The sequence below is a fragment of the Nocardia sp. NPDC055050 genome (assembly GCF_053608345.1).
The window spans coordinates 26,656-51,892 of record NZ_JBSGVG010000033.1 but is presented as its reverse complement, the minus strand read 5'-3'; the positions used below and the strand labels follow the sequence as shown (position 1 = coordinate 51,892).

General features: G+C 69.4%; 22 protein-coding genes. 5 read left to right on the top strand and 17 right to left on the bottom strand.

The genetic code is table 11. The annotated features are described in order from the left end of the window. Positions 1-17: 17 nt before the first annotated feature. A complete protein-coding gene (locus ACWGCN_RS27270; protein WP_452458176.1) occupies positions 18-1,175 on the top strand; it encodes an acyl-CoA dehydrogenase family protein in 1,158 nt (385 codons plus the stop codon). A gap of 7 nt (positions 1,176-1,182) precedes the next feature. Here ACWGCN_RS27270 and ACWGCN_RS27265 read toward each other — a convergent pair whose 3' ends face one another. The 5 genes from ACWGCN_RS27265 to ACWGCN_RS27245 all read right to left on the bottom strand — a co-directional run bounded on the left by ACWGCN_RS27265 (position 1,183) and on the right by ACWGCN_RS27245 (position 5,305). Further along, positions 1,183-2,121: a TIGR03564 family F420-dependent LLM class oxidoreductase gene (locus ACWGCN_RS27265; protein ID WP_452458177.1), complete on the bottom strand. Its 939-nt coding sequence runs from the start codon at positions 2,119-2,121 to the stop codon at positions 1,183-1,185. 172 nt (positions 2,122-2,293) lie between these two features. Further along, on the bottom strand, positions 2,294-3,109 hold the full coding sequence (gene hisF / locus ACWGCN_RS27260; RefSeq protein WP_452458178.1) for an imidazole glycerol phosphate synthase subunit HisF: 816 nt from the start codon (positions 3,107-3,109) through the stop codon (positions 2,294-2,296). Between the two features lie 5 nt (positions 3,110-3,114). Next, positions 3,115-3,936 carry an inositol monophosphatase family protein gene (locus ACWGCN_RS27255; RefSeq protein WP_378995711.1) on the bottom strand — a complete coding sequence of 274 codons (822 nt, stop codon included), beginning with the start codon at positions 3,934-3,936 and terminating at the stop codon, positions 3,115-3,117. Positions 3,937-3,944: 8 nt separating this feature from the next. Beyond that, positions 3,945-4,676, bottom strand: a complete 732-nt coding sequence (priA, locus tag ACWGCN_RS27250) for a bifunctional 1-(5-phosphoribosyl)-5-((5-phosphoribosylamino)methylideneamino)imidazole-4-carboxamide isomerase/phosphoribosylanthranilate isomerase PriA (protein WP_378637223.1) — start codon at positions 4,674-4,676, stop codon at positions 3,945-3,947. Positions 4,677-4,819: 143 nt separating this feature from the next. Next, positions 4,820-5,305, bottom strand: coding sequence for a carboxymuconolactone decarboxylase family protein (locus ACWGCN_RS27245; RefSeq protein WP_387448888.1), 486 nt, complete (start codon positions 5,303-5,305; stop codon positions 4,820-4,822). A 166-nt stretch (positions 5,306-5,471) separates the two neighbouring features. On the opposite strand from ACWGCN_RS27245, the gene ACWGCN_RS27240 reads away from it, so the two are divergent. Further along, positions 5,472-6,377, top strand: coding sequence for an RNA polymerase sigma-70 factor (locus ACWGCN_RS27240; RefSeq protein WP_452458179.1), 906 nt, complete (start codon positions 5,472-5,474; stop codon positions 6,375-6,377). Between the two features lie 82 nt (positions 6,378-6,459). Here ACWGCN_RS27240 and ACWGCN_RS27235 read toward each other — a convergent pair whose 3' ends face one another. After that, positions 6,460-7,062, bottom strand: a complete 603-nt coding sequence (locus ACWGCN_RS27235; RefSeq protein ID WP_378995718.1) for a maleylpyruvate isomerase family mycothiol-dependent enzyme — start codon at positions 7,060-7,062, stop codon at positions 6,460-6,462. Between the two features lie 234 nt (positions 7,063-7,296). Here ACWGCN_RS27235 and ACWGCN_RS27230 point away from each other — a divergent pair, with 234 nt between their 5' ends. From ACWGCN_RS27230 to ACWGCN_RS27220, 3 genes are read left to right on the top strand one after another with little or no spacing between them, the layout of a single operon-like run. Continuing rightward, a complete protein-coding gene (locus ACWGCN_RS27230) occupies positions 7,297-8,538 on the top strand; it encodes a DUF2786 domain-containing protein (protein ID WP_452458180.1) in 1,242 nt (413 codons plus the stop codon). 46 nt (positions 8,539-8,584) lie between these two features. Next, positions 8,585-9,376, top strand: a complete 792-nt coding sequence (locus ACWGCN_RS27225; RefSeq protein WP_452458181.1) for a helix-turn-helix domain-containing protein — start codon at positions 8,585-8,587, stop codon at positions 9,374-9,376. Between the two features lie 54 nt (positions 9,377-9,430). Beyond that, on the top strand, positions 9,431-10,405 hold the full coding sequence (locus tag ACWGCN_RS27220; protein WP_387448898.1) for an alpha/beta fold hydrolase: 975 nt from the start codon (positions 9,431-9,433) through the stop codon (positions 10,403-10,405). A 38-nt stretch (positions 10,406-10,443) separates the two neighbouring features. On the opposite strand, the gene hisH is transcribed toward ACWGCN_RS27220, so the two are convergent. From hisH to ACWGCN_RS27165, 11 genes are all read right to left on the bottom strand, one after another. Beyond that, positions 10,444-11,073, bottom strand: a complete 630-nt coding sequence (gene hisH / locus ACWGCN_RS27215; protein WP_378995727.1) for an imidazole glycerol phosphate synthase subunit HisH — start codon at positions 11,071-11,073, stop codon at positions 10,444-10,446. Continuing rightward, a complete protein-coding gene (gene hisB, locus ACWGCN_RS27210) occupies positions 11,070-11,684 on the bottom strand; it encodes an imidazoleglycerol-phosphate dehydratase HisB (protein WP_056824871.1) in 615 nt (204 codons plus the stop codon). The genes hisH and hisB overlap by 4 nt, the downstream gene beginning before the upstream one ends. Before the next feature lie 24 nt (positions 11,685-11,708). Continuing rightward, complete coding sequence (locus ACWGCN_RS27205) at positions 11,709-12,836, bottom strand: histidinol-phosphate transaminase (protein WP_452458182.1); 1,128 nt, start codon at positions 12,834-12,836, stop codon at positions 11,709-11,711. Beyond that, positions 12,833-14,170: a histidinol dehydrogenase gene (gene hisD, locus ACWGCN_RS27200; RefSeq protein WP_387448908.1), complete on the bottom strand. Its 1,338-nt coding sequence runs from the start codon at positions 14,168-14,170 to the stop codon at positions 12,833-12,835. Before hisD ends, ACWGCN_RS27205 begins: the two co-directional genes overlap by 4 nt. A 130-nt stretch (positions 14,171-14,300) precedes the next feature. Further along, on the bottom strand, positions 14,301-15,899 hold the full coding sequence (locus ACWGCN_RS27195; RefSeq protein ID WP_379314386.1) for a serine/threonine-protein kinase: 1,599 nt from the start codon (positions 15,897-15,899) through the stop codon (positions 14,301-14,303). 88 nt (positions 15,900-15,987) lie between these two features. Beyond that, positions 15,988-17,730: a penicillin-binding transpeptidase domain-containing protein gene (locus ACWGCN_RS27190; RefSeq protein WP_452458183.1), complete on the bottom strand. Its 1,743-nt coding sequence runs from the start codon at positions 17,728-17,730 to the stop codon at positions 15,988-15,990. Positions 17,731-17,797: 67 nt separating this feature from the next. Next, entirely contained in the window at positions 17,798-19,846 is a 2,049-nt protein-coding gene (locus ACWGCN_RS27185; RefSeq protein ID WP_379314388.1) for an acyltransferase family protein, read from the bottom strand. 111 nt (positions 19,847-19,957) lie between these two features. Further along, positions 19,958-20,818, bottom strand: a complete 861-nt coding sequence (locus ACWGCN_RS27180; RefSeq protein WP_452458184.1) for an arylamine N-acetyltransferase family protein — start codon at positions 20,816-20,818, stop codon at positions 19,958-19,960. A gap of 67 nt (positions 20,819-20,885) precedes the next feature. Further along, positions 20,886-21,878 carry an alpha/beta hydrolase family protein gene (locus ACWGCN_RS27175; protein WP_449972032.1) on the bottom strand — a complete coding sequence of 331 codons (993 nt, stop codon included), beginning with the start codon at positions 21,876-21,878 and terminating at the stop codon, positions 20,886-20,888. A 150-nt stretch (positions 21,879-22,028) separates the two neighbouring features. Beyond that, the gene (locus ACWGCN_RS27170) at positions 22,029-23,009 is read right to left on the bottom strand and encodes a TAXI family TRAP transporter solute-binding subunit (RefSeq protein ID WP_379314102.1); all 981 of its coding nucleotides are present in this window, start codon (positions 23,007-23,009) and stop codon (positions 22,029-22,031) included. A gap of 47 nt (positions 23,010-23,056) precedes the next feature. Further along, a complete protein-coding gene (locus ACWGCN_RS27165) occupies positions 23,057-25,216 on the bottom strand; it encodes a TRAP transporter permease (RefSeq protein WP_452458185.1) in 2,160 nt (719 codons plus the stop codon). Positions 25,217-25,237 lie beyond the last annotated feature (21 nt).

Here is a 25,237-nt window from a genome sequence, read left to right as displayed (position 1 = left end):
GCCGGTAAGGATTCCCCATGCGCAGAACAGTTTTCGATGCCGAGCACCGCGCCTTCCGCGCGGCGATGCGCGCGTTCATCGATGCCGAGGTCGTGCCGAGTTTCGGCAAGTGGTACGACGACGGACTGGTGCCGCGCGAATTCTATTACCGGCTGGGCGAACTCGGGATCCTCGGCATGGAGGTGCCCGTCGAACACGGCGGATGCGGCCTGGACTCGTTCCGGTACCGGGCGGTGCTCACCGAGGAGATCGCGCGCGCCGCGGTGTCTTTCGGCGGCTCCAGCGCCCACGTGTCCCGCTGTCTGCCCCTGATCAACGACCTGGCGACCGCCGAACAGCGGCAGCGCTGGTTGCCCGGATTCGTCACCGGCGAAACGATGTTCGCGCTCGCGGTCGCCGAACCCGGCACCGGTACGGAGCCGTCGGGCATGCGTACCACCGCGCCCCTGTCGCTGGACGGCAGCGAATACCTGCTCAACGGTTCGAAGACCTACGTCATCGGGGGCGTGCACGCCGACCGCGTCATCGTGTGCGCGCGTACCGCGCCCCCGAGCGCGGACGACCCCACCTACGGCCTGTCCCTGCTGGTCGTCGACAGCGCCGCCCCCGGCTACCGCGTCGGGCGCGCCCTCGACACTCTCGGCCGAAAGGTCTGCGACATAGTTCAACTCACCTTCACCGATGTGCGGGTGCCGGTGACCGATCGGCTCGGTGCCGCGCACCGTGGCGACGACCATCTCGCCGCACAGCTGCCACGCGAACGGCTCACCATCGCCGTCGGCGCCCACGCGCAGGCCAGGGCCGCGGTGCGTTTCGCGCACCGCTTCACCGCCGAGCGCACCGCGTTCACCCACTCGGTGGCGAGCTTCCAGAACACCACGTTCGAGCTGGCCGCCTGCCGGGCCGAGGTCGACGCGATCGAGGCGGTGGTCGACCGCGCGCTCGCCGCCCACGACCGCGGCGACCTGACCCCCGCCGACGCGGCATCGGCGAAGCTGTTCTGCACCGAGTCGGCCGGGCGGGTGATCGACCGCTGCCTCCAATTGCACGGCGGGGTCGGCTATCTCGCGGACTCCCCCATCGCCCGCCTCTACGCCGACCACCGCATCGATCGGATCGTGGGTGGCACCAGCGAAGTGCTGCGCACGATCATCGCCGCCGAGATGGGGTTGTGACGCCAGATCAGCGGGCGCGATTGAGCTCACCGAGCAGCCGCCAGGTGCGCTGCTGGTCCTCGGGTGTGGTGAGGTCGGTCTGGGAGAACACCACATCGGTGGCGCCCGCGGCGAAGTAGTCGGCCACGCGGGCGGCGACCGTCTCCTCGTCGCCGATCACCACGAGTTCGGCGGCCCGCTGGGCGCCCGACAGCGCGACCACTCGCTGATACGACGGAATCGTGTCGTAGAAGGCGGTTTTCGTCTCGGCGATGCTCCGGGCCGCGGCGACGTCGGCGGTCACGACGCCGGGCACCATCGCCACGATGCGGGGGTGCGGCCTGCCCGCGGCCGTCGCGGCGGCGGTCAACGGCGCGACGATGTGTTCGGCCAGCGCCTCGGGACCGACCAGGAAGGGCAACGTGCCGTCGGCCAGTTCGCCGGTGGCTCGCAGCGCCTGCGGCCCCATGGCCGCGACCAGCACCGGCACTGTCGGGTCGGCACCCGCCACCGTCGCGGGCATCGGACTGGCGGCGGTCACCGTCTCACCGCGGAAGTCCACCGCACCGGTGTCGAGAATCGACCGCAGCGCCGTGAGGAATTCACGCAGCCGGAGGCCGGGCCGGTCGAACGGCCCACCGAACGCGCGTTCGGACAGCGACCGAGCGCCGAGCCCCAACCCCAGCACGAACCGTCCACCGGTCGCCGCCTGCGCGGTCTGCGCCTGACCGGCCACCAGCAGCGGATGCCTGCCCGGCACCGGAACGACCGACGTCCCCACTTCGATCCCGGGCACCGCCCGACCGATCAACGCCGCCAACACGATCGCGTCACTACTGAAGGCCTGTCCCAACCACACCGAACTCAGCCCGACCTCGGCGGCGACTCCGCCCAGATCGACGGCCGTGTCCACGGCGTTGGCGGAGTTGTCGAGGACGAACGGGGACAACGCGATTCCGATGCTCATCCCCGCACCAACGTCGGCGGCAACGGAGATCATCGCGATCCACGCACGATGATTCCATTGCCTGCGACCAGCTCACCGTTGACGCTCGGTCGATGCGTTCCGTCGGATCATCGTGCTGTGACGCCGAATTCGTTCGGCGCCAGGTGAATTCGGCTCGACACCGCAACCGGTGTCAGCGGACGGTGATGCCGTCCGCGCGCATCGCGTCCTTCACCTGGCCGATGGTGAGGTCGCCGAAGTGGAAGACGCTCGCGGCGAGGACCGCGTCGGCGCCGGCGTGGACAGCGGGCGGGAAGTGGTCGACCGCGCCCGCGCCGCCGCTGGCGATCACCGGAACGCGCACCGCGGCGCGCACGGCGGTGATCATCGGCAGGTCGAAACCGGCCTTGGTGCCGTCGGCGTCCATCGAGTTCAGCAGGATCTCGCCCACACCGAGTTCGGCGCCGCGGACGGCCCATTCGACAGCGTCGATGCCGGTGCCACGCTTGCCGCCGTGGGTGGTGACCTCCCAGCCGGACGGGGTGTCGGGCTGACCGTCGGGCACGGTGCGCGCGTCGACCGAGAGCACGATGCACTGGGCGCCGAAGCGTTGCGACATCTCGAACAGCACCTCGGGGCGTGCGATGGCGGCGGTGTTCACCGATACCTTGTCCGCGCCGGCGCGCAGCAGCCGGTCGACATCCTCGACCGTGCGTACCCCACCGCCGACGGTGAGCGGGATGAAGATCTGTTCGGCGGTGCGGGTCACCACGTCGAGCATGGTGCCGCGGTCACCGGTGGAGGCGGTGACGTCGAGGAAGGTCAGTTCGTCGGCGCCCTGAGCGTCGTAGGTCGCGGCCAGTTCCACCGGATCGCCCGCGTCGCGCAGGTTCTGGAAGTTGACGCCCTTGACCACGCGACCCGCGTCGACATCCAGACACGGGATCACGCGGACCGCCAAGGTGCTCGGCGCGGTGGTGCCGGGTCGTTCGTCGGTACGCGGTGTCATGGGGTTCACCCTCGTTCTTCTTCGCTGACGGTGCAAATCATTTCCAGCAGTTCTTCGTGCACGCCCGGCGCGGCGGCCAGCACCGAACCGGACGTGATCGTCCACGGCGCGCCCGCGAGGTCGGTGACCACGCCACCCGCGGCGCGCACCAGCGCGACCCCGGCCGCGTTGTCCCACGGATGGTGCCCGAACACGACCGCGCCGCCGAGCACCCCCGAGGCGGTGAACGCCAGGTCGATGCCGGTGGCGCCGTGCATCCGCACCCGCGAGGACAACCGGCTCAGTGCACCGAGCAGGTCGAACCGGAACTGGCCGGGGATGCGACCCGCCGAGTCGAGGTTGAAGGCGCCGAATCCGATCATGGAGTCGGCGAGCTTGCCCGGTTCCAGCGGTGGCAATGCCACACCGTCGAGGTACAACGGTCCACCGGTCACCGCGGCGTAGCGGCGACCCAGCATGGGCAGCCAGGTCAGGCCGATCACCGGCTCGCCTTCGTGCACCAGAGCCAGCAGGGTGCCCGACATCGGGTGGCCCGAGGAGTAGTTGAAGGTGCCGTCGATCGGATCGAGCACCCAGGCCGTGCCCGAGGTGAGCGCCGGTCCGCCGAATTCCTCGCCGTGCACCGCGATGCCGGTCCGCTGCTGGAGTTCGGCGGAGATGGTGCGTTCCAGCTCGAGATCGAGTTCGGTGGCGAAGTCGTTGCGGCCCTTGGTCACCGCGCTCGGCGCGCCGAGTCCTTCGACGAAACGCGGGACCACGCCGTCCAGGATCTGGGTGGCGACGGTCAGCAGGTCGGTCAGTTCGGCGGTGCTCGGCGCGGCGGTCATCGGCGGTGTCAGCGCACCGCGGCCAGAGCTTCGGGCAGCGTGAAGCGGCCCGCGTACAACGCCTTGCCGATGATCGCGCCCTCCACACCGTCGTCGGCCAGGCCGGCGATGGCGACGAGGTCGTCGAGCACCGAGATGCCGCCGGAGGCGACCACCGGTGCCTCGGCGGCGTTGGCGACCTCGCTCAGCAGCTCGAGGTTGGGGCCGGTGAGCGTGCCGTCCTTGGAGACGTCGGTGACCACATAGCGCGCGCACCCGTCACGCTCGAGGCGTTCGAGCACCTCCCACAGGTCGCCGCCGTCGGTCACCCAGCCGCGACCGCGCAACCGCCACTGGCCGTCGATCTGCTTGACGTCGAGTCCCACCGCGATCCGGTCGCCGTACTCGCCGAGCACTCGCGCGCACCACTGCGGATTCTCGATCGCCGCGGTGCCGATGTTCACCCGCGCGCACCCGGTCGCCAGCGCCGCTTTCAGCGAATCGTCGTCGCGGATACCACCGGACAGCTCGACCTTCACGTCGAGTTCACCGACGACCTGAGCGATCAGTTCGCGATTGCTCCCCTTGCCGAAGGCCGCGTCGAGATCGACCAGATGCACCCACTCGGCCCCCGCTTGCTGCCACGCCAACGCCGCGTCCCGAGGCGACCCATAGCTCGTTTCGCTACCGGCCTCCCCTTGCACAAGGCGCACGGCCTCACCATTGGCGACATCGACAGCGGGCAACAGCACAAGACTCACGCATTCAGACTAGTAGGTCTGTGCCGCCGCTCCCGCAACGGTCCGCGACGGTGAGGCCCGTGTCACGCGAACCCCGCGCACAACCGCTCGGCGCGTCGAGCGGGTCGGCCCGGATCCGGGGACCCGGGCCTGCCACGATTCGCTCAGCCTGCCGCGACGTCGAACGCGCCGGGCTCGTAGGCACCGCCCTGCTGGCGCAGGATGACACCGAGCCGGTTGGCGGCGTTGATCTGGGCCACCACCGCGACCAAGGCGGCGAGCTGCTCGTCGTCGTAGTACTCGCGCACCTGGGCCCAGGTCTCGTCGGACACCCCCTGCGCGGCGTCGGCGACGCGGGTCCCTTCCTCGGCCAGCGCCAGCGCCGCCCGTTCCGCATCGGTGAACACCGTCGACTCACGCCAGGCGGCAACGAGATTGATCCGCGTCGCGGACTGCCCGGAGTGGGCCAGATCCTTGCTGTGCGCGTCGGTGCAGTAGCCGCAGCCGTTGATCTGGCTGACGCGCAGCATCACCAGGTCCTGGGTGGCTTTCGGCAGGGTCGACCGGATCAGTGCCAGGCTGGCGTTGCCGAACCGCTTGCCGAACGTGGCGCCGACCTCGGTGCCGAAAAGGTTGAATCGGGGTTCCATGACGTGTTCCTCACTGCTGGTGCTGAATCGAACGACCATGAGACGGCGGCGACCGGACCTCCGTAACAGCTCGTCGACGTGATCCACGCCACTGCGGATCGGTGTTACGCGACGGCGTCGGCCGGCGTCTGATGGGCGACACATCCGAGTGGAAAGGGAGTTACCCATGGCGCCGCAGCCCGAGGGCACAGCGAAGGACCCGGCGACGGAGGTGTTCGTCGCCCATCGCAATCTGCTGTTCACGGTCGCTTACGAGATGCTCGGCTCGGCCGCCGACGCCGAGGACGTGCTCCAGGAGACCTGGCTGCGGTGGGTGGGCGTCGATCTCGACGCGGTGCGCGACCGGCGCGCGTATCTGGTCAGGATCACGACCCGCCGGTCACTCGATCGGTTGCGCACGCTGGGTCGGCGCCGGGAGTCCTATGTCGGCCCCTGGCTGCCCGAACCGCTGCTGACCACGCCTGACATCGCCGAGGACGTCGAGTTGGCCGAGAGCGTCTCGATGGCGATGCTGCTCGTCCTGGAGACGCTGACGCCGATCGAAAGGGCGGTGTTCGTGCTGCGCGAAGTATTCGATCTGGACTACGACGAGATCGCCGAGGCCGTCGACAAGAGCCCGGCCGCCGTCCGCCAGCTGGCATACCGGGCGCGCGCCCACGTCGCAGCCCGCCGACCGCGCGGCATCGTGTCGGCGAGCGAATCCCGCGATGCGCTCGCGGCATTCCAGCGGGCGATCGAGACCGGCGATCTCCAGAACCTGCTCGACCTGCTCGCACCGGATGTCGTGTTCCTCGGCGACGGCGGCGGAATCAGGCAGGCCGCGCTGTCGCCCATCGTCGGGGCCGAGCTGGTCGCCGCCTTGCTCACCGCCAGTGTGCCGAGGATCGGCGCGGCGATGACTGTCGAATCGGCACAGCTCAACGGCCACCCGGCCCTGATCCTGCGACTCGACGGCGTGATCGACACGGTCTTCGCGGTGCGCGTCGACGACGGCCTCGTCACCGGCCTCTACTCGGTCCGCAATCCCGACAAACTGTCGCGGACGGATACCGCGACCACGCTGCGACGCTGACCCGGCCGACCTGCGCCGACGAACTGACCGAGGTGGGGGCCGTCGGCTCGCGCGCGCACTCGATTCCCCACCGCTGAAGTAGTCAGCCGAGGCGGCGGCGGAGTTCGGGGAGTCCGCCGCCGGTGAGGTCGGCGAGCGCGGCCGTGCGGCCGACCACGGCCAGGGCGATGGCCTCGCCGGGGCCGCGCACTTCCGGACCGTCGCCGGAGGACCAGTCGACGTCGGTGGCGACGAAACGCAGACCCTTGGCGTACCTGGCCGGGAAGGCGAAGGGGTCGGGGTAGTTCAGGACCGCGATGAGACGGTCCGCGGGGATCGTCCGTGGGCGGCCGAGGGGACGGCGGATGTCCTGGTGGTGGACGACGAGGTCGGAGAGCATCAACCGGGGCGAGTACTTCGACAGGCGACCCGACTCGGTCTCGAGCTTGTCCACCAGCTGCGCGGTCGTCAGCTCCGAGAACGACTGCGCGAGCGCGTTATTGGTGCGGCTGACCGAGCCCCGGCTCTTCACCACGACGGCCGCGTAGCCCAGCGGGCTCAGGGTGTCCTGCAACAGGTGCCCGACGACGTCACGAACCCGCCACCCCGCGCACAGCGACGGCGTCTCCCATTCCTGCTCGCTCAACCCCCGCAGCAGGTCGACCAGTTCGGCTCGTTCGTCGAGAACCATCCCCCGATAACTCATCCCGCCAGCCTAAGCTCACCGACCGACTTCCGACACCCTCTTTCAGCAGTTCCCTTGGGCGAGTAGCGATTACGAACCCAGGATCGGCAGGGAACAACTGAGCTGCCTTCGACGATTCGACGCGGGCCCGATGACGACGCGGCCGTACGGGAGCGATGCGCGACAATGGACGCCGCGAACACTGCCTACCCCCCGTGACGGGTAGCACCTCCACGAACAGGATCGGCGCAACCCTTGGCCAAGCAGAATCGTCGGCGCCGGACAGGCCGTAAACCGGCAGCCGCTCCCGGACTTCCGATCGATGCCGCGTTGTCGGGCGACCGGTCGCAGGTGGCCGACGCGATCGCGACCGTGGCCTTCCTCGCCGCCCAGGGCGACACGAACGCGATCGGGCGATTCGCCGAACACGTCGCGGGCGCCGAACCGGCCGCCGGAGTTCAGCTCGCCGCTGAGCGAATCATCGCCCGCGCCTTCGAGTTCGGCTGGTTGCCCCGCGATGTTCATGAGGCAGCGCGCAGACGGGTGGACGAGTTCGCGGTGAGCTACCTGACCGATCTGATGGCCGAGCACCGGTCCGATTTCCCCGCCGAGTCCGTCGACGAGATCTGGCAGTCGCAACTGGACGAGCTGAGCGCCACGGTCTGGTGGACGTCCGGGCAACCCCACCTCGATCAGTGGGCCGACCGCGCGCTTCTCACCCGCGAAGAGGCCCTCACCTCAGCTCTGACCGCCCTGGCCCTGCTCGTCCAACTCCCGAAACTCGAGCAGATCGTCGCACTGCCCGGCACCCGCAGGCAGACCGTCACGCACCACCATGTCGACGAGAAGACCCTCGGCCGAGTCCGTGGCCTCCTCGCCAAGGCCGAATCGACGTCCTTCGCCGAGGAAGCGGAAACGCTGTCCGCCAAGGCGCAAGAACTCATGACCAAGTACGCGATCGACCGCGCCCTGCTCGACACCCAGCGCACCGACCCCGACCTGCCCGCCGCCCGCCGCATCTGGCTGGAAACCCCCTACACCGACGCCAAAGCCCTGCTCATCGACATGGTGACCCGAGCCAACCGCTGCCGCGCGATCTTCGTCGCCGACTGGGGTTTCGTCACGATCGTCGGCGACGACCCCGACCTCGATGCCGTGGAGATCCTGTCCACTTCCCTGCTCGTCCAAGCCACCCGCACCATGATCGACAACGCCACCACCGAGGAATCCCGCTCCCGCCACTACCGCAAGGCCTACCTCACCGCCTATGCCACGCGAGTCGGCGAACGCCTCGCCGAGGCTGCCCGAGCAACCATCGCCGACTCCCCCGACCCCACCCACCTACTCCCCGTCCTGGCCACCCACCGACAACGAGTGGACAAAGCCTTCGCCACCTACTTCCCCACCGCCCGTACCCGAGGCATCACCATCCGCAGCGCCGAAGGCTGGACCGCAGGCACCGAAGCCGCCGACCGAGCCCACTTCGACAACCCCTGATCACCGACAGGCCCCACGATCGTCACGACGTCCGTACGCTCGATGTGTGCGGCCCATCATGTCCGAACACGAGCTGGACGACGGCTGGGAGTTGGCGCGCTCGACCGGAGCGGCAGCCACCGATGTCGTGATGGAAGGATTCCGCGATCGAGTGTCCGCGGGGTGCGATCTGCGGATCTTCCCGCGACCGGAAGTCACTGTGGTGATCCAGTTCGGCGACTGTCGGCTCAGTGTCGAAGGCCCCGACCAGCAGTTCACGTTCGACGGCCTGGTCGCCGGGCTCGACCCGGGGGTTCGCCGTGTTCACGCGGCGCGTGTCGAATGTGTCGAGGTACGAATGTCGCCGATCGCCGCCTACCGCCTGCTCGGGGTCGCGCCGGCCGCCCTGAGCGGCGCGATGATCGGCCTCGACGAGGTCTGGGGTCCGGCGGCGCCACTGCTGCGCGAACAGCTGGCCGAAACAGCCACGTGGGCAGAACGATTCGCGCTGACGTCCCGGTTTCTCACCCTGCGTGAATCGACCAGGACGGCCGACCCGGAGGTCGCCGCAGCGTGGGACCGCATCGTCGCCGGCAACGGCGGCGTGCGGGTACGGGAACTGACCGAACTCACCGGCTGGAGCCGCAAACGGCTGTGGTCGAGGTTCACCGACCAGGTCGGCGTGACACCGAAACGCGCCGCGATGCTCACCCGGTTCCGGCACGCGTTCGACCTGCTGACGACCGGCCATTCACCCGCGAATGCCGCTGTGGCATGCGGTTATTCGGATCAATCACACCTACATCGCGACGTGTCGGCCTTCGCCGGTGTCACACCGGGTGCGCTCACGGCGCTCTGACCGCCGGAACATTCGTTCAAGACAGCGCACCCCGGCGCACCCCACAGTGAGTGCATGAGCAATTCCCGAGGTCTGCAACGCCGGATCCGCGCCGCCGAACAGCGCGTCGCCGACGCCTACGGACTCACGATCAGCGAGCACCTGTTCACGCTGCGCGATCCCGCGGTACAGGTCCGCGTCCTGACCGCCGGATCCGGCGAACCCGTCGTCCACATCAACGGCATCTCGGCACCCGCCATGGGCATGGCACCGCTGATCGCCCACCTGCCCGGCTTCCGGCATATCCTCGTCGACCTGCCGGGTCACAGTCTCGCACCCCCTTTCACTTGGCAGGGAAGTACCGTCCGCGAGCTGGCCACGGGTGTGCTCACCGGAACACTGGATGCGCTCGGCGTGGATCGAGCCGCGTTCGTCGGCAGCTCCCTCGGCGGCTTGTTCACCCTCTGGGCCACGCTGGACGCGCCGAAACGGCTCACGCGAGCAGCGATTGTCGCCACCCCCGCCACCGCCTTCCCCGACATGCGCGGCATTGCCGAGATGGAGTCACTGACCTCTCCGCTCCGCGGCCCTGTCGATGAAAGGCTGATGCGACTGCCGTCCCCGCGGTTCGTCGCCCGCTTCGCCCTCACCGAGGCGCTCGGGGCGACAGCGTCTCGTGCCATGTCCGACGACATGCTCGATCTGCACCGGCTACCGCTGCGACTGCCCGGACAGGCCGCGTCCTACCGCGCGCTGCTGTGTCGCCTGATGCGGGGACGTATCGCGCGCCCCGACAACGTCCTGACCGATGACGAACTGGCTCGGATCACCACGCCGCTGCTGTTCGTCTGGGGCGAGCACGACGTTTTCAGCTCCCCTGACCAGGCTCGACCATCGCTGACGAAGATCCCCGGCGCGCGACTCGTCGTCGTCCCCGGCGGTCACGGCCCGTGGTTCGACGACGCGGTCCGCTGCGCGGCACCGGTCCGCGCGTTCCTGTCAGACGAGCCGCTGACCGCCGGAAGCGAACGAGAACGCCACCGCGCCTAGCCACGGTTGCCGCACGACAGTCAGCCGAGGTGGCCGGACTACAGCGAGCCGATCCAGTTGCGCAGCAGTTGCGCACCCGCGTCGCCGGACTTCTCCGGGTGGAACTGGGTGGCCGAGAGCGGTCCGTTCTCGACGGCGGCCAGGAAGGGGACGCCGTGCTCGGCCCAGGTGAGCTTCGCGGGTGCGATGTGCTCGTTGTCCGGGAGTTCCCACTGCTGCGCCGCGTAGGAGTGGACGAAGTAGAAGCGGGTGTCGGCGTCCATACCGGCGAACAGCGTGCTGTCGGCGGGTGCCTTGACCGTGTTCCAGCCCATGTGCGGAAGGACGGGAGCGTCCAGTCCCGCGACGGTGCCGGGCCATTCGCCGCAGCCTTCGGTCTCGACACCGAACTCGACGCCGCGGTCGAACATGATCTGCATGCCGACGCAGATGCCGAGCACGGGACGTCCACCGGCGAGGCGCTGGCCGATCATGCGATCACCGCGCACCGACAGCAGCCCGGCCATACAGGCGGCGTACGCACCGACGCCGGGGACGACGAGCCCGTCGGCCGCCAAGGCGGCGGTGGGGTCGGCCGTGACCTCCACCTGCGCACCGGCACGCACCAGCGCGCGTTCGGCGGAGTGCAGATTGCCGGAGCCGTAGTCCAGCAGCACAACGGATTTCACAGCACACCCTTCGTGGACGGCACACCACTGACCCGGGGGTCGATTTCCACGGCGGCGCGCAGAGCCCGCGCGACAGCCTTGAACTCGGCCTCGGTGATGTGGTGCTGGTCGCGGCCGTAGAGCACCCGCACGTGCAGCGCGATGCGGGCGTTCTGCGCGATCGACTCGAAGACGTGCTTGTTGAGCACCGTGGAGTACGACGCGCCGGGGCCCGCGCTCGGGATGATGGTGTGCACGAGGTGTTCGGGCTCGCCGGTGAACACGCAGTACGGCCGGCCGGACACGTCGACGGCGGCGTGCGCGAGGGTCTCGTCCATCGGGATGAACGCGTCGCCGAAGCGGCGGATCCCCTTCTTGTCGCCCAGCGCCTGCCCGAGCGCCTGTCCCAGCACGATCGCGGTGTCCTCGACCGTGTGGTGCGCTTCGATCTCGATGTCACCCTCGGCCCGTACCACCAGGTCGAACCCGGCGTGCGCGCCGAGCGCGGTCAGCATGTGGTCATAGAACGGCACTCCGGTGGAGATCTCGGTCTGCCCGGTGCCGTCGAGGTTCAGCTCCACCAGAATCGAGGACTCTTTGGTGACGCGTTCCACCCGCGCTGTTCTGCTCATGATTGTGTTCCTCCACAGGTGGATTCAGTGAGTAAGGTCGGTGCCCGCGATATCGCGGCTCACGCGCAGGAATTCGTCGTTCTCGGCGGCGAGGCCGATGGTGGCGCGCAGGTACCCGGGGATGCCGACATCGCGGATCAGCACACCCGCGTCGAGATAGTGCTGCCACGCGGCGCCCGCGTCGGTGAACCGGCCGAACAGCACGAAGTTGGCGTCGCTGGGGATCACGTCGAACCCGAGCGAGGCGAGTGCGGCGGCGACCCGATCACGCTGAGCCGCCAATTCCGCCACACTGCCGAGGGTTTCGTCAGCGTGACGCAATGCCGCGCGCGCGGCGGCCTGGGTGACCACCGACAGGTGGTACGGCAACCGCACCAGCAGAATCGCGTCGATCACCGCGGGCGAGGCGGCCAGGTAGCCCAGGCGCCCACCCGCGAACGCGAACGCCTTGCTCATGGTGCGGGTGACAACGAGCTTGGTCGGGAACCGGTCGATCAAGGTGATCGCGCTGGGCGCCGCGGAGAACTCGCCGTACGCCTCGTCGACCACGACGATGCCGGGCGCGACCTCGAGAATCCGCTCGAGCTCGGCGATCGGGATGCTGTGCCCGGTCGGGTTGTTCGGGCTCGTCACGAACACCACGTCGGGTCGGCGTTCAGCGATCTGGGCCACCGCGTAGTCGATGTCGAGCGAGAAGTCACCACTGCGCTTGGCCTCGACCCACTCGGTGTCGATGCCCTCCGAGATGATCGGGTGCATCGAGTACGAGGGCACGAAACCCAGCGCGCTGCGGCCCGGTCCGCCGAACGCCTGCAACAGCTGCTGCAGGATCTCGTTGGAGCCGTTGGCCGCCCACACATTCGCGGTGTCGACGGCGACACCGGTCTGACGGGTCAGATACTCGGCCAGGTCGTGGCGCAGCGCGACAACGTCGCGATCCGGGTACCGGTGCAGATCGGCGGCGGCGGCGCGCACCGACTCGGCGACATCGTCGATCAGCGCCTTGCTGGGCGGGTGCGGGTTCTCGTTGGTATTGAGCTGCACCGGCACCGTCAATTGCGGTGCGCCATAAGGCGATTTGCCCCGCAGGTTGTCGCGCAGCGGTAGCTGGTCCAGGGTCGCCGAAGCGCCGGGCACGGTGGGAGTACTCATGACAGCGCCTCGAAACGCGCCTGCACGGCCTGACCGTGCGCGGGCAGATCCTCCGCGTTGGCCAGGGCGACAACGTGTCCGGCGACATCCTTCAGCGCCGCCTCGGTGTACTCCACGATGTGGATGCCACGCAGGAACGTCTGCACGCTCAGTCCCGAGGAGTGCCGCGCACACCCCGCGGTCGGCAGCACGTGGTTCGAACCCGCGCAGTAGTCACCCAGGCTGACGGGCGCCCACGGGCCGACGAAGATCGCACCGGCACTGCGCACCCGCGCGGCGACAGCGGCGGCGTCCATGGTCTGGATCTCGAGGTGCTCGGCGGCATAGGCGTCGACCACCCGCAGACCCTGCGCGATGTTGTCGACGAGCACGATCCCGGACTGCTTGCCGCTCAACGCTTCCCGCACGCGATCGTGGTGTTTGACCACGGCGAGCTGAGCGTTCACGGCAGCGTCGACCGCGTCGGCCAGCGCGGGAGAATCGGTGACCAGCACACTGGCGGCGAGCACATCGTGCTCGGCCTGGCTGATCAGGTCGGCGGCCACGTGCACCGGATCGGCCGTGGCGTCGGCCAGCACGGCGATCTCGGTGGGGCCCGCCTCGGCATCGATGCCGACCAGCCCACGACACAGCCGCTTGGCCGCGGTGACATAGATATTGCCGGGCCCGGTGATCAGGTCGACCGGTTCGAGCGCCCCGCCATCGGTATCGACACCGCCGTAGGACAGCAGCGCCACCGCCTGCGCACCGCCGACCGCCCACACCTCCTCGACGCCGAGCAGCGCGGCGGCCGCCATGATCGTCGGGTGCGGCAGCCCACCGAACTGCGCCTGCGGCGGCGAGGCCACCACCAGCGACTCGACACCGGCGGCCTGCGCGGGCACCACGTTCATGACGACCGACGACGGGTACACGGCGTTGCCGCCGGGCACGTACAGCCCGACCCGCTCCACCGGCAGCCACTTCTCGGTGACGGTGCCACCGGGCACGACCTCGGTCACCGTGTCGGTGCGCCGCTGATCGGCGTGCACCTTCCTGGTCCGCTCGATCGCCACCTCGAGTGCGGCGCGCACCGCCGGGTCCAGCTCGGCGAGCGCCTTGGTCAGCTCGCCGGCCGGTACCCGCACCACGGCGGGCCGCACGCCGTCGAACTTCTCGCTGTAGTCCAGCGCCGCCTCGGCGCCCCGGTCCCGAATGTCCTCGACGACCGGCCGCACATGATGCAGCACCGAGTCCACGTCGACCCCTCCGCGCGGCAGCGCGGTGCGCAGCTCGGCAGCGGAAGGAGTACGACCGCGCAGATCGACGCGGGCGAGCTCGATGCGGGAAGTCATATCGGGGTACGGTCCTGTTCTGTGCTGGGGCTCAGGTCAGCTACCAGCCTAATGGTCGGCCGCCATCGCTTTTCCACCCACATCCCACCGAGGCGACGGACCCGACCGGCGGATCCGTCGCGAACACCAGCTAGCGGGTATCCCCGTCGATGCGCAGACTGCCGCCGGAGCTCACCACGCGCATGACCATGGCCTTGGTCGAGCCGTTGATGGTGATGCTGGCCAGGCGCATATTCGTGGAGCCGTCGGCGTTGTTGCCGCTGACCGCGGTGATGCTGGCGAAGGTGTCGACGGTGCGGGCGTTCCAGTACTCGCGGAACGCGGACTCGCTGCCGTAGACCTGCTGTGCGGCAGGGGTGAGCAGCGACCACGAACCGGCCGGATCGCTGAAGAAGTTCTCGACCAGCAGACCCGCCGATCCGATATCGACGGTGCCGACATTGCTGGCCTGCCCGAGCGGCGGAACCGCCGCGCTGGGCTTCGGTGCCGCCGACGACTGCGCCGAAGTCTGCGGACCGGCCTGCACCTGCGGCGAATCCGAGTCGGAGCTGTTGAAGGCACTGAACGCCACGGCGACGGCCGCGACCACCGCACCCACCGCGGACCCGATCAGTACCGCACGGCCCTTGCCCGCCTGCTTGCGCGGGGCGGGCATCGGCTGAGCCTGGGTGTGCGGGTGCGCCGCGGTGTCCTGACGGACCTGCGGACGCGGGTTCGAGCGAATCTGACGGGTCGTGGCGGTGGACGCGCCCGCATGGGAGGCCCGGCGACCGGACTGCCGGATCACCTGGGTGGTGGCCGCGGAGTTGCGACGGTTGAAAGCCTCACTGGCGGGGACGAATCCGGCGGGCACCGCGTTCTCGTCCTCGGCGAACGCGGCCAGCGCGTCGCGGGCCTCGGTCATCGTCGGACGGTCGAGGGGGTCCGGGCTGAGCAGATCGAGCAGGAAGTCGGTGGCCGGGCCCGCGTTGTGGGGCTCGCGTACCTGTCCGTTGGCGGCGGCGTAGAGCACCGCGAGCGGGTTGGCGTTGGCACCGTAGGGGGGTTCACCTTCCAGCGCGTGGAAGAGGGTTGCGCCGAGGGCGAATACGTCGGCGGCAGGGGTCGGATCGGAGCCGCGCGCAACCTCGGGTGCCAGATAGGCGGCAGTGCCGCAGATCAGCCCGGTCTCGGTGAGCGTCACGTCGCCGGCCGCGCGGGAGATGCCGAAGTCGGTGATCTTCACCTCACCGTGGTCGCCGAGCAGGATATTGCCCGGTTTCACGTCGCGGTGCACCAGGCCGGCCTGGTGGGCGGCGATCAGGGAGGAGGCGACCTTCTCCCCGATGCGGGCGACCTCGAGCAGCGGCAGCGGGCCCTTCTGGCCCAGCTCACCCGCGAGGCTGACCGACTTGAGGTACTCCATCACCAGGCACGGATCACCGTTGTGCTCGGTGATGTCGAATACGACGATGGCATTGGGGTGCTGGAAGCGTGCCGCGTTGCGGGCTTCCCGAATCGCGCGCTGGCGCAACACATCCCGCTCGCCCTCGGGCAAGCTGGGTTTGATGTGGATCTGCTTCACTGCCACGGAGCGTTGGAGGCGTTCGTCGACAGCACGCCATACAACGCCTGTGCCGCCGCTACCAATACGCTCGACCAGGCGGTAATGCTCCGCGATCTTCTGACCGGTATCGATGGCGCCTACTCCGAACCTTCTCGAAATTGTGACATCCCGCGTATTGACCATGGGTATGGTCCGCCGCCGAGTGTAGCTGGCTGGGTGATGACCGCGTGCGGCAGCGGGGGGATTGCTCGCCTGCGGGGGGAAAGACGACTCATGGTGTCACACGTAGCATCCGTCCCGCTGCCTCGACCGCCGGTCCGGAGCTTCCGGCGTCCGCGACGAACACCGCGAACGCCCGGTCACCGTCGATGCCGACGAACCAGCCGTGGGCGTGGGTGTCGTCGAGGTACTCGGCGGTACCGGTCTTGCCGAGCAGGCCGGGGATGTCACGCAGGGCGGTGGCCGTACCCGCACTCACCGTCTCCCCCATCATGGTCTCTAGCTGCGACGTCACCGTCGCGGGCACCGGCGCCGAAGGCCGGTCGGGAGTGCCGGGACGGCCGCGGATGATGCTCGGAGCCGGCGCGGAACCGTGCGCGAGGGCGGCCGCGACGAGCGCCATTCCGAACGGCGACGCCGTCACCGTGCCCTGTCCGATGCTCGATTCGACCCGTTGCGCCGGACTTTCGGCGGGTGGAACTTTCCCTGTGACAGTCGTCAAGCCGGGTGTCACATAGTCCACCCCGAGACCCAGCTGCTGGGCCGCCGCGGTGAGTCCGTCGGCAGGCAATTTCACTCCCAGCTCGGCCATCGTGGTGTTGCACGAGCGTGCGAACGCGGTGTGCAGGGGCACCATACCCAGGTCGAAGCCGTTGTCGTTGGGAATCGTGCGGCCCTCGATGGTGGCGCGGCCGGGACACGGCAGCACGGTGTCGGGCGTGACCCCGCCTGCTTGCAGTGCCGCCGAGACCGTGACGGTCTTGAACGTGGAGCCCGGCGGGTAGAGCCCGGTGAGCGCGATCGGACCCTGGGCGTCGGCGGGCGCGTTCTGGGCGACGGCCAGCACCTCCCCGGTCGAGGGGCGCAGCGCGACGATGGCGGCCGGAGTGGTGATCGGGGTCAGTGCGTCCTCGGCCGCGTGCTGTAGATCGATGTCGAGGGTGCTGGCGATGTCGGCGGTGGGCTTCGCGTCGGGTCCGGCGATGCGCTGGGTGCCCTCGGCGGTCTGCGCGCGGATCGCCCAGCCCGCGGCGGTGTCGGCCTGTTCCTGCCAGATCTCGGCCAATCCCCCGATGGTGGGTCCGGCGAGAGTCTTGTCGACGGTGAGCAACCGGGTCTGTGGCGCGAGCGTCACCCCGCGCACGCCCGTCAGCGCCTGCTGCACCGGCGCGATGTCGGCGTCACGCAGTGCCACGGCGGTGATCGGTTTACCCTGTGCCGCGGCGAGATCCGTCCGCAGCGTGGTCTCGGTGACGCCCTGCGGCGCGAGCAGCGCGGCGGCGGCGGGCAGGTCGGCGTCGGGCGCGACGTTCACCAGCGTCACCACCTGCTGGGTCATCAGGTCACCGCCGGAGGCGTCGAGTACCCGCGCCGGTTTCGCCGCGACCGGGCTGTAGCTGAGCGCGCCGAGGTCGAGGCCGGGCGCGACGGTGGTCGGCTGCCAGGCGATCTTCCACTCGTCGTCGCCGGTGGTGGTTCCGGCGCTCGAGTAGGTCCACGCGTTGCGGCCGTCGGGGCCGAATTTCCAGGTGGATTCCAGCGTGAAGGACTTGTCGTCGGTGGACGACACCCGGACCGTGTCGTTCTTGCCGAGGTTCTCGAACAGCGCGGTGAGGACCGGCAGGGCCTGCTCCGGTGCGTCGGTGAGTGCGGCGGCGGCGGATGCGTCTGCGCTGGTGAGCGCGGCGGCGAAGGACTCGGCGACGGTCTGGGGCTGGTCGGGTCCGGAGGAGCACGCGAGGGGCAGCGCAGCGAGCGCGACGAGCAGGACCGATGCCTTCCGTGGTGTGCGCACGAGTCCGAGACTAGCTCGATCCGTGGTACCGGTGGGGTTGTCGTTTCTGCTGTGACGAGCCCGTCCGCTACCACCAGCCGGTGATCGCCCCGATCTGGCGGCCGAGTTCGGGGGCGAGCGAGCGGGCGTAGCTGGCGGTCAGGTGGTGCTCGTCGCGATAGATGAGCACATTGCCCTCGACCACCCGGCAGCGCTGCGGTCGGCAGACAGCGTCGGACAGGTCGAGCGGATGGACGTTCGGGTAGCCGGCCGCCGGCTCCTGAGCGGGATCGCGCGGGTCGAGCACATCGGCACGATCGAGCCCGCAGCTGTCGGGGTCGCCGCGGTGGGCGAGGCAGTCGGTGGCGCGGTAGAGGACGCCGTCGCGGCGTAATCGAGGCGTGTCACGCAGGGCGAGCACGTTGAGGCCACGGTCCTGCAACGCCGTCCATACTTCGAGGTATTCGTTGGGCACCTCGTCGCCCGTGCCGTTCTGGCGGTAGCGGGTGGACAGGGTCAGCACCCAGTTCGGGGGGTCGGCGGCCAGCCGGTCGAGCACCTCGACCGACCATTCGTGACACTCGGGGAAAGGCCACTCGGCGTAGGACGGCTGATCGGCGAGGACGACCGGACAGCCTTCCTTGAGGTAGGAGACCACCCGGAACCCGTGCTCGAGGGCGAGTGGTTCCAGCGCGGGCAGCCAGTGCTCGGAGTGCGACCCACCGACCAGCGCGATCGAGCGCGCGGCGGTGGGGTCGCCGTAGGTACAGACGCGGACTTCCCGGTTGGGGGTGATGCAGCCGTCGGTGGTCGGCGGCGGAGTGTCGGCCTGTCCTTCGAAGACGGTGGGCCGCATGGGTTCCGGTGAGTATTCGGCACCGGAGAGCAACGCGGCGGCGCCCGGATAGCGGTGGGTGTCCAGCGCCTGCGGCGGCACGGCCGGGTTGGCCACCAGCACCACCTGCCATCCCAGCGAGGCGATCAACACCGCGACCGCGGTGGCGGTGACCAGTGCCCCGGTCAGCCTGCGGTTCTCGACCTCCTGGCCGCGCGGTGGCATGCGCAAGGGCGACTCGATCAGACGCGTGGTCGCGTAGGCCAGGACGAGCGAGGCGCCGATCACCACCACACCGTCGACGATGCCGGCATTCGCCCGCCCGGTCTCGCCGAGGTAGAAGATCAGGATCGGCCAGTGCCACAGGTACAGCGGGTAGGCCAGCGCGCCGAGTTCGGTGCAGAACCGTCCGCCCAGCAGGCGGTTCGGCCACGACCGCGCGGCCACGCCGAACCCGGAGGCGATCACCAGGCAGGCGGCCGCCACCGGCCACAGCGCCGCGACGCCGGGGAACTGATTCGCGCCGTCGAACAGCGGCCCACACGACAGCACCATGGCCAGACCGAGCGCGGCCGCGAGCCCCCGCAGCCGGTTCGGTATCCGCAGCCAGGGCGCCGCGACGGCCAGCATCGCACCGGCCAGCAACTCCCAGCCGCGCGCGACGCTGTCGTAATAGGTCCAGGCCTGGTGCTGTGCGGTGCCCGACGCCGCGTACCAGAACGACAGTGACGCCAGCCCGGCCAGCACGATCAGCAAGGTGAGCCGCCCGGCCGAACCGCGCCTGCGCAACCAGGCCCACCCCGCCAGCAGTACGAAGATCGCCAGGTAGAACTGCCCCTGTACCGACATCGACCACAGATGCTGGAGCGGGCTCACCGACGGATCGGGCGAGAGATAGTCGAGCTCGGCGGTGGCCAGATACCAGTTCTGGCCGTAGAACATCGACGCCAACGTCTGCGCGGCGGCTTCGCCCAGCTGGGTGTACGGGCGCAACACCACCGTCGCGAGCAGAATCGCCGCTAACACCACCACCAACGACGGCATCAACCTGCGCGCGGTCCGTCGCGCGGTCTCTGCCGCGGACACCCCGCCGCGCCGCTCCACCCCGCGCACCACGGCCCCGGTGAAGAAGAACCCCGACAGCACCAGAAAGACATCGACACCGCCGGATACGCGGCCGGCCCACACATGGAACGCCACCACGAGCGCGATCGCTATCCCGCGCAGACCGTCCAGATCCCGGCGGCGTTCGACGGTGCCACGGACCGCCGCACCCGGCGATGCGGTCCGAACATTCGGCACCAACGACCCCACAGAATCGGCCCCCACAAAGGAATTGTTTCCCGGCAAGTAACCATCAATTTGCCGTAGCGCCACCCAGGAAGCAAACCGCCGTGCCGTGTGGGGAGGGTGCTATCCGGTTCGCCAGGGCGTGGTCGTCACAGTGGCGGCGTCGTCTTCGCCGAGGTCGATGTCGAAGACTTCCGCCAGCACCTTGGGCAGCTCGGTGGGATCGAGATCACGCGAAGTGGCAGTGCCGTCGGGGTATTCCGAGCTCAGCGTCAGGTCATCGAGCACGTGGTGGACGCCGGGCAGGAATCGCTGGAGGAAGGGTCGCGTGGTGAACGGCGAACGTGGCGAGGTCGACACGAAGTGGTTGCCGACCGCGTAGTCGATACGGAACTGCGGGTTCTCGGTGAAGGTGTAGCGGTCGATCCAGCCGTCGCGGCTGAACTGGAACAGCACCCACAGGTCACCGGCCCGGCGTTCCAGCCGGTAGCGCCAGTCGCCGAGCGCGAATTCGCCGTTGCTGTCGACCAGTTCGAACGGCGCCAAGGGACCGAAACCGAAACCGACATCGCAGATCCAGACGCGATCGTCGTCGGGCGTGGTCACGCGCAGCAGGGCGTGGGTCGCCGGCCGCAGGGCGCCGGTGTCGGCCACACCGTAGGAGACCCGGCCGCTGAGTCCCGCGACACCGAACCCGAACCGTTCGAGCGCGGCGGCGAAGATCCCCACATTCTCGTAGCAGTAGCCGCCGCGGCTGCGACGGATCAGCTTGTTCTGCAAGGAGTTCAGATCCAGCGGGATGCCGCGGCCGAGGATGATCTCCAGATTCTCGAACGGGATGGTGGTCGTGTGGGCGCGCACCAAGGCGCGCAAGGTGTCGACCGATGCCGTGCGCGGCCCGTCGTAGCCGATCCTGGACAGATAGGCGTCCAGATCGAGCTCGGCACCCTGCCAGCCGTGATCGTCGGGCACTACGTCGGTCATCGCATCCTCACTCCGGTCGGTGTCTTCTCGCACAACCGCGGTTCGCCGAACCTTGTTCCCGCGTGTCTCAGGCCGCGCACTTCGCGCCCGCGGGGGCCGCGGGCGCGGTGACCGAACCGTGCTCGACATCGACGACATAGTCGATGACCTGCGGCGCGAGCGGCTCGGTTCCCGCGAGCAGGCGCAACACCACACATCCGCCCTCGAACAGCGCGGGTCCGACCGAGTGATCACCCGCGACGATGGCGCCGGTCAGGTCACGCCCGCTGACCACGGTGTAGAAGGAGAACGCTTGCCCTGCCGCGGTCAGCGCCGCGCGCAGTTCCACACTGGTCGCGAAGGGCACGATGGCGTCGGCGGTGCCGTGGATCAGGAAGGCCCGGCGCATGGTCAGCCGGTCGGCGAGCAGCGCGGGCGAACGCTCGATGTAGGCGAGCGGGCAGATCATCGGCGCGCAGCCGCCCGCGTCACGTTCGATCTGGCGGGGCAGTGCGGGATCCACCGAGCCACCGGCCGCCCACATCGTGAAATCGTCGGAGGGGCCGTAGTTGTCGACCCAGTAGTCGAACAGCCCGGGCGGCCCGTGTGCCACCGCGAGCCCGCTGGTGATGCCGCCCTGACTCCACCCCCACAGCACGGTGGACGCGATAGCGGGATGCTCGCCGCGATACCACTGCGTGGCTGCCACCAGGTCGTGCCAGCCCGTCCACAGGTTCCAGTCGCCGGTGCGCCACGGTCCGTCGGCGCTGCGCAGATCCATGAGCAGAATCGGCGACCCGCCCGTGCGCGCGAGCGCGGACATATACGGGGCGAAATCGGCCGACGACCCACCGTGCCCGTGCACCGCGACCACCAGCTTCGTGGCCGCGATATCGCCGGGAACACAGCGAAACGGCTCGTATACGCGCCCGGTCGCACGCTCGCCGTCCACGGTGATCGCGACCTGTCGCAGGTCGACACCCGGTGCGCACGGCGGTTGCCCGTGCGGGGCGGGTCCGGCTGCGGCCGATATCGCGACCAGCAGCGCGCACACCGCCACGACGACCCCGACCCGCTTCATGTCGCGATTGTCCGCCACCGGTGGACGGGGGTCCAGCACATCGTCGCGCGTTCCCACGCCGACACGGCACGGTCCCCGCGGCCCCCACAGTGCAGGGGTTGCGGGGACCGCCGGAACCCACGTGTCGGCGTGGATCCGTTCGTGGTGACGTCAGCGCAGCGCGACCTCCGACCCGCGATGCAACAACACCGGCGCCGTCTTGCTCGCGGTGTCGGCGTTGATTCCCTTGGCTGCCGGATTCGCCTGTTCCAGTTGAGGTTTGCGATCCAGCAGCGTCTTGGTCAGCACGCAGGCCAGGTTCGCGTCGAGATCGTCGCGCACCACGAGCAGGTTGGGCACCACGATGGTCGGCGCGTCGGCGGGCAGCCCATAGGTGGCGGCCGGGATCGAGCCCGTCTCGTAGACCGGGTTGATCTGCTTCAGTTTCGGCAGCACACCGGTGATGTCGAGGAAGCGGACCTTGTCCTCGGCGGTGGTGAACAGGTCGGTGATGCCCGGCGTCGGCAGGCCACCGGACCAGAACATCGCGTCGATGGAGCCGTCCTTGAGACCGTCGACGGTCTTGGTCAGGTCGAGGCGCTGGGCGGCGACGTCGCTGTCGGGGTTGAGCCCCGCGGCTTGCAGCACGCGCTGGGCGATCACCTCGGTTCCCGATTTGGGTGAGCCGGTGGAGACCCGTTTGCCGCGCAGGTCGGCGAGGGAGTTGATGCCGGCGTCGGTGCGCACGATGACCTGGGTGTAGTTGTCGTAGAGCCGAGCCAGCGCGCGGATCGGCTGCGCGCTGGTGAAGCTGCCCGTGCCCGCGACCGCGTCGGCCGCGGAGTCGGCGAGCGAGAAGCCGACCTGATAGGTGCCGCCGACCACCTGCTGGATGTTCTGTACGGAGGCGCCGGTCTCGGCCGCGGTGGCCTTCACGGTCCCGCCGGTGGCGGCGGAGATCTGCTCGGCGTAGGCGTTGCCGAGCGCGAAGTACACGCCGGTCGCGTTTCCGGTGGCGATGCCGATCCTGGTGTCCTGCTTCACTGCACAGGTCACCTCGCCGCCCGCGTCGGCGGTCGGGGTGTCCTGCCGGCCACCGCAGCCGGTGAGTAACGCGGCGGCCGCGACCACCGCGACAATTGTTCTGACCATCAGGTCCCCTTCCGTCGACGGCCAGGCCGCCTGCCGATTCCCGCGGATCACGGTGTGTCCGTGGATGTTCTGTTCGCCCGGTCGAGAAGGCCCGCCAGCACGGCGACGACCAGCACCCCGAGTCCGAGCCCGGTGGCGACCGGATTCGGGTACAGCAGAATCAGTCCCGCGGCGGCGGCGATGACGCGCGGAATCGGGCCGATCGCGCCGATTCCGAACAGCCACCCGCCGGTTGCCGCCGCCAGCGCCGCGACGCCGACGCAGGCTGCCGCGCTGACCCACAGCACGTCGAGCACCGCACCGCGGCCGAGCAGATGCTCCCCGGAGTCGGTGAGCACGAACATCAGCGGCACCAGGAACGCGGGCAGCGCGTACCGCAGGGCGTGCCACATCGTCGGCATCGCCTTCGCCCCGGTCACCGCGGCCGCGCCGACGGCGGCCAGCGCGGTCGGCGGCGTCACCTCCGAGAGCACCGAGAAGTAGAAGACGAACATGGCGGCGGCGGGTGCGGCGACGTGCAGGTCGAGCAGCGCGGGCCCGATGATCACCCAGCCGATGACGAACGACGCCGTCACCGGGACCGCCAGACCCAGCAGCGACAACGCGATCGCCGCCAGCACCGCGGTGGTCGCCAGCACGACGGCGGGATCGTCCGACAGCGCCGATCCGGCCTTGACCAGCAGCGCGGCCAGTTGCGCACCGAGGCCGGTCTTGGTGGTCATCGCGGTGATCACGCCCGCCGCCGCACACACCGCGACCACCGGCAGCGCCGAGCGCATCCCGTACGACAGCGAGCGCAAGGCTTCGATCACGAACTGCCCCACGCTCTTGCGTGACCAGCGGTGCCCCTCCGCTCGCACCGAGCCGCCCTCAACTGATTCCGTCGTGCTCTGTTCAGCGGGCGTTTTCGTGAGATCGGTGGCCGAGGCCGCATCGGTCACCGCGGCACTGCGCAGCATCCGGTCCGGGATCGCGAGCAGCAGCGCGAGCGCCGTCGCGTACACCACCGCGCGGGTCGCGCTCACGTCGGCCAGCAAGAGCACGACGATCACGATCAGCGACGAGAAGTGATACCCGAAGCGCCCCAGCAGCTTCCACCACGGCGTCGGCAGCGGACCGTCGGCCAGATCCACGGGCGCGCGCCCGTCCGCGTGGATCCGGCGGGCGTCGATCTCGACCGACAGCAGGATGCCCAGGTAGTACAGCAGCGTCGGGATCAGGGCCCACCCCAGCACCGTCACATACGACACGTCGAGATATTCGGCGACGATGAATGCCGCCACACCCAGCGTGGGCGGCGACAGAATCGCACCGACGCCCGCCGCCGCCAGCATCCCGCCCGCCTGTTCGGGCCGGTAGCCGGCCTTACGCAGAATCGGCCAGGTCACCGCGCCGGTGCTCACCGCGGTCGCGGTTCCCGAGCCCGAGACGGTCCCGAGCAGGAATCCCGACGCCACTGCCGTGCGCCCTGCCGCGCTGTGCGAGCGCCGGAACAGTGACACCGACAGATCGACGAAGAACCGTGCCGCACCGGAGAATTCGAGTACCGCTCCGTAGAGCGTGAACAACACGATGTAACTGGCGGCGACGTCGAGGGGCGTGCCGTAGAAGCCGCTGCCGGAGTTGTACAGCGCGTCGACGATCTGATCGACGTCGAGGCCCGCGTGCGCGATCGACCAGTCCTGCGGCAGCAGACCGCCGTAGTACCCGTACCCGAGGAACACCAGACACACCACCGGCAGGATCACCCCGGTGGTGCGTCTGCACGCCTCGAGCACGAGCACCAGCAGCAACCCGCCCATCACGACATCGAGCGGCGCGAGCATCCCTTGCCGATCGAGAAACGCGTCGTATCCCCCACCCGCGTCACCGATTCGAATCGGCAGCACCGGATACAGACACACCACCAGGGTGATCGCCGCCAGTACCCAGTCGAGCACGGATGGTCCGTCGGCCCGATCGAGCGGACCCCACCACGACCGATAGCTCAGATACACCAGCGGCAGCGCGACAGCCAGAAAGATGACCAGGTAGTACTGGCTGCCCTGCGCCAGCGGCCGAAACACCTGCCACACCGACAGCAGCGCGAGCCCGAGCGCGACGCCGCCGACCAGCCGACCGGGGAATCCGGAGAGCACCCGCGCGGGCCGCTCCTCGTCGTCCACCCCCAGCTCAGCCGCAGTGACAACCGGTGGCGCTGCGTTCATGAGCGGACGATAGCAACGAGA